This is a genomic window from Actinoplanes sp. NPDC051633 (assembly GCF_040681735.1).
GTDB lineage: Bacteria > Actinomycetota > Actinomycetes > Mycobacteriales > Micromonosporaceae > Actinoplanes.
The window spans coordinates 1-1,398 of record NZ_JBFAZH010001612.1; the positions used below are offsets into that span (position 1 = coordinate 1).

1 pseudogene is annotated in these 1,398 nt (G+C 72.6%); it reads right to left on the reverse strand.

Annotated elements, in window-relative coordinates:
• Positions 1–120: 120 nt before the first annotated feature.
• Positions 121–1,396: pseudogene (locus AB0M20_RS43615) on the reverse strand (AAA family ATPase).
• Positions 1,397–1,398: the final 2 nt, after the last annotated feature.

The following is a 1,398-nucleotide window of genomic DNA, read 5'->3' on the forward strand; positions in this document are numbered from 1 at the left end:
GATACTCATAAATGACGATAGTTTTTGCGCGTTGTCACGACTGAGATTTCCAACTATTGTCATAGCATCAAAACTTAAATTCGGCGTAATGTAACACATCTAGAACCACAATTTGAACATTCAAAAGTAGAATCTAATGGCGGCGAGTTCCTCGGCCAGCTCGCGGGCGCGCGTCACGGCGGCCCGGCCGGCCGCCGACTGGGCGCCGTCGAGTTGGGCGTGCAGGGTGCCCAGCCGCAGGTGCACCTCGAGCTCCGACCGGGTACGGGCCTCCGACGACGGCTCGCCGGCCAGCAACTCGAGCGCGTGCCGCAGGTGCTCACCGGCCTCCTCGTGGGCCAGCACGCCGAGGGCCCGATCGGCGGCGTCCAGCAGGTGCGGCAGCGCCTTGTCCACGCCGACCACGGGCGCGGCCAGCCACCAGTGCGTGGCGGCCCGCTCGCCGAGCCGCTCCGCGACCCGCGCGTGCAGCCGGGCCCGCCGGATCCGGCTCACGTCGAGATAGAGGTGCTCCATGACCAGGCTGTGGGTGAACCGGAACCGGCCGACCGCCGTCTCCTCGGCCACCAGGCCGGACAGCAGGGCCGCCTCGATCGCGGCGAGGGCGGTGTCGTCGTCCAGGCCGGACACGTCGCGCACCACGTCGAGGTCGAACTCGCGGCCCACCACGGCGGCGACCAGCAGGATCGCCTGGGTCTGCTCGGGCAGCCCGGAGATGCGGCGGCGCAGCACGTCGCGTACCCCCTCCGGCACCTCATGGGCCGCGGCCTGCTCCGCGGCGGCCAGCCGGCGCCCGCTGCCCAGCAGGCGCGCCAGCTCGACCACGAAGAACGGGTTGCCCGCGCTGCGGTCGTGCACCACCCGCACCAGGCCGCCGTCCGGCTCGGCGCCGATCCGCGCCGACATCAGCTGCCGCACGCCGCCCTCGGTGAGGCCGGCCAGCGGGATCCGGCGCACGGCCGGGAGGCGCGCCAGCGCCGCGAGGGTGCCGGACAGCGCGGCCTGCTCGGCGGTCCGGTAGGTCGCGACCACCAGGATCCGCGTGTCGGTGATCTCGGCCGCCAGCGTCGGCAGCAGGCGCAGCGAGCCGGCGTCGGCCCAGTGCACGTCGTCGAGCACGATCAGCAGCGTCCGGTCGGCGGCGCAGCGACGAAGCCGGTCCGCCGCCGCGCGGCACTGCCGGAACCGGACCGCCTCGACGTCCGCGACCGGCGGGCCGTCCGCCTCGGCGCGGAAACTCGTCGCCCAGATCGCGCAGCACCTGGGTCCACGGCCAGAACGGCGGCGCACCGGGCTCCTCACCGCAGCGGCCCCACGCGACGTTCTCCGCCTCCGCCGCTAGCTGCGTCGCCAGGCTGGTTTTGCCGATCCCGGCCTCGCCGCTGAGCAGCACCACCC